4 protein-coding genes are annotated in these 3,473 nt (G+C 56.2%); 2 read left to right on the forward strand and 2 right to left on the reverse strand.

Annotated elements, in window-relative coordinates; translation table 11 throughout:
* Nucleotides 1-354: 354 nt before the first annotated feature.
* Both HMPREF2935_RS02285 and HMPREF2935_RS02290 read left to right on the forward strand, forming a co-directional pair.
* Nucleotides 355-1,245: a cation diffusion facilitator family transporter gene (locus HMPREF2935_RS02285; protein WP_005328806.1), complete on the forward strand. Its 891-nt coding sequence runs from the start codon at nt 355-357 to the stop codon at nt 1,243-1,245.
* Nucleotides 1,246-1,275: 30 nt separating this feature from the next.
* A complete protein-coding gene (locus HMPREF2935_RS02290) occupies nt 1,276-1,458 on the forward strand; it encodes a hypothetical protein (RefSeq protein ID WP_005324624.1) in 183 nt (60 codons plus the stop codon).
* 186 nt (nt 1,459-1,644) lie between these two features.
* Here the strand turns inward: HMPREF2935_RS02290 and HMPREF2935_RS02295 are convergent, their stop codons facing one another.
* Nucleotides 1,645-1,944, reverse strand: a complete 300-nt coding sequence (locus tag HMPREF2935_RS02295) for a hypothetical protein (RefSeq protein ID WP_141740993.1) — start codon at nt 1,942-1,944, stop codon at nt 1,645-1,647.
* A gap of 94 nt (nt 1,945-2,038) precedes the next feature.
* Entirely contained in the window at nt 2,039-3,382 is a 1,344-nt protein-coding gene (locus tag HMPREF2935_RS02300; RefSeq protein ID WP_070731832.1) for an IS256 family transposase, read from the reverse strand.
* Nucleotides 3,383-3,473 lie beyond the last annotated feature (91 nt).

The following is a 3,473-nucleotide window of genomic DNA, read 5'->3' on the forward strand; positions in this document are numbered from 1 at the left end:
TATCAGGTGTCTACCAAACAGGGGTCAGGTCCAAGACCACAACAAAGCCGACCAAGAAACAGGCCGACCAGCCTTCTACGACAACGCTATCCCAACCGAGTACGAACACTCGATAGGAATCAGAAAAGACCCCATGAAGTAACTAACCGTGTACCCGCCCCGCAACACGCCGAACGGACACACATTCTGCTACTTAACCCTACTTTTTGGTTGTTCATGTTTCAGCTTCTCTACACATTCAAAGGACAACTGCACAATGACCTAAATCAGGCCGACTTGGCCTCAGTGGCTGCGCTTACCGCCATCCATTTTCATTTAATTGTCAATAAGCGTCGACGGGGATAGGCTGAGTGCATGGCACACGAGCACCACGACCACGATCACTCCAGCACGCCGCTGCGCGCACTCTTGATTGCGCTAGGCATTACCGGCACCGTCTTCTTCGCGGAGCTGATCGGCGGCTGGTTGGCGGGTTCGATGGCGCTGATGGCGGATGCGATGCACATGCTTTCCGACGCTGCGGGGTTGATCATCGCGGTGTTAGCGGTGTTGGTTGGGCGCCGACAAGCATCGGCTCAGGCCACGTACGGCTACCGACGAGTGGAGGTGCTTGCTGCACTGGCGAACGCAGTGATGGTGCTGGCGATCTCGGTGTGGATTGTCGTCGAGGCGGTGCGCCGCCTGCAGAGCCCGGCCGAAGTGCAGGGAAAAACGATGCTGATCATCGCGGTGATCGGCCTGGTGGCGAATGCGCTATCGGCGTGGGTTCTGCACCGGCACCGCAAATCCTCGATCAACGTGGAGGGCGCGTTCTTGCACGTGTTAGTGGATATGCTCGGCTCGGTCGCAGTAATCGTGGCCGGCATCGTGGTACTGACCACGGGGTTTGTGGCGGCGGACGTGATCGCCTCCCTAGCGATCGCGGCGATGGTGCTGCCGCGCGCCTGGCAGCTCATGCGGCTTTCGGCGAGCGTGCTGCTCGAGCAAGTCCCGGCGGACTTCGACGCCAGTGCGATCGAGCCCGCGCTGCGGCAGGTCGAGGGCGTTGCTGACATCCACGACCTGCACCTGTGGAGCCTGGACGGCGTGAACGTGCTCACGACCGTGCATATCGTGCGCGACGGCACCGTCGGCACCGGCCCGCTGTTGGATGCCGCCCAGCAGGCCCTGCGCGAACACGGTATCGAGCACTCCACCATCCAGATTGAGCACCCAGAGCACGAATCCCACGAGACGGTGTGCTGATTCCCTTCTAACCTGACTTAGGCCAATTTTGTGCGGAAGTTCGCGGCCGGTGATTACTTGGATGGTGGCAGTGAGGTCGGGCGGGAATGGTACGGCGGCGTGAATGGTTTCGCCGCCAACGACGAGTTGAAAGCTGCGGTATTTCTTGAGTGTTCTCACGAGGCGTTTGATGAAGTGACCACTGCGGGTCTCCATCAGGTGGGTCACGGCTAGTGCTGCCATCACAATATTGAGATGTGCTGTGATCGAGTTTTGTTTCCTCGCATAGATTGGGCGTGCTTTCAGGTCTGATTTCGACATCCGATACGACATTTTCAATGTGGAATAGCCTGCGGTAATGCCTGATAACCTCCTGGGCGGGAAGAGCGGTCAGGTCGGTTTCATAGCCTTTAATTCCGGCTAGGGCTCGGTGTTTGCAGCGAGAGCGTAGTTGACCTTCTTGTTCGGGGTGGAAAGATCGAAATAGCGGTTGCGCTTAATGGCGATTTCGCCGTCAACAGCGCGTTTGGCTTTTGCGACTTGCTCTTTGATTCCGCGCAGGCCGCGTCTGGCCCGATCATAGGAGTACTGGAAGTGGGTCACCGTATTCGGGGTTGTGTGTTTGCGCGCATCGCTTGCCGAGGCTTGTGTCCAGATCTGGCCGTGGGCGTAGGCTTCACCAGGGATTTCCCGCCGCCAGGTTTCAATCACCTCAGGCACGGTGGGGTTTCACCGACAAAATGTAGTGCAGACCTGCATCTATCAATGCTTGCTTGTTCGGAGGGTGTCAAGTTGTTTGTGTGTGGGGCTAGGTTTATAGGTATTTGTCGAAGCGGTCGGGGTAGGCAACGGCCATTTGGTTGATGGCTTGTTTCCAGCCGGAAACTCGGGCTCCTTCCATGAGTCTGCCGGCTGTCGCTGAGACTCGTTTGCCTTGCTTTGCCCTCTTTGCGGCTCGTTTGTCTTCGATGTTGCAGGTCATCAACCACAGCGTCTTTATCGCTGATTCATCGTTGGTGAACTGCACCCTGTTGCGGGTAGCTTTACGCAGTTCATTGTTAAACGACTCAATGGAGTTCGTCGTATAGATTACCTTTCTGGCTGCTGGTGGGAACTGCAGAAACGGTACGAAACGCGCCCACGCATCACGCCAGACCTTGACTGAGCGGGGATATTTCTCACCCAGCTCGGAGGCTTCAAATTCGTCTAAAGCAACCTGTGCTGTGGGCTCGTCCGTGGCAGTGTAAATCTTTTTCAACGCGGCTGATACGCCCCGGCGATCCCCGTAGGCTACCCACCGGTTAGCGGCGCGAATCAGGTGCACGATACAGGTTTGCACCATAGAGTTCGGCCAGGTTGCCTCAACTGCCTCTGGCAGGCCTTTCAGCCCGTCACAGCAGACGATAAAGACGTCCTTGACCCCACGGTTAGAAAGGTTGGCGCATACCTGCGCCCAGAATGAAGCGCCTTCTTCCTTGGCAATCCACAATCCTAAAATGTGCTTAATACCGTTGAGATCCACGCCGATTGCCATGTACGCAGATTTGTTGACTACTCGGCCGTCGTCGCGGACTTTAATGCGCAACGCGTCCAGGAAAACCACGGGGTAGAACTCGTCTAGCTGGCGGTTTTGCCAGACCATGACCTCATCGAGCACGGCGTCAGTAACCGCAGAAATCGTCTCATGGGAAATATCGACACGCATCGACGTTGCCATATGGTGCTGGATGTCCCTAATTGTCATCCCACCGGCGTACAAGCTGACGATCATGTCATCGACATCAGTCAAGCGCCTAGAACCTTTAGGGACCATAGTCGGCAAGAATGTTCCAGCCCGATCCCGAGGGACATCAACGGTGACTGGCCCGTAGTTAGAATCCACGGTCTTTGGATACGACCCGTTGCGGTAATTGTCTGTTCTAGCGGCAGCTTTAGCGCTACTGTCGCCAGACTCGTAGCCCAGGTGGGCATCCATTTCAGCGTTGAGTCCCCTGGTAATCGAGGCTTGTAACATGCCGCGAACTAGGTCGTTGGCATCCGTTGTGGACGTGCCTAGGTCATCAATCAGTTTCGCGATGTCAGGGTTAGCAAGCAGCTTCTTTTCAATCGCATCAATCTTGGCCTTATTAGCCGGATCTCGTCTCGCCACAGTAGTCATTCTGGTCCATCTCCTTATGCGGGTTAGGTACCCACACACAAACCATCAGACACTCTCTGGTGTGCTTTCCGGGTGAGTAAAAACAGGCCAC

Origin of the sequence: Corynebacterium sp. HMSC076D02 (assembly GCF_001813815.1) — a bacterium.
GTDB lineage: Bacteria > Actinomycetota > Actinomycetes > Mycobacteriales > Mycobacteriaceae > Corynebacterium > Corynebacterium simulans.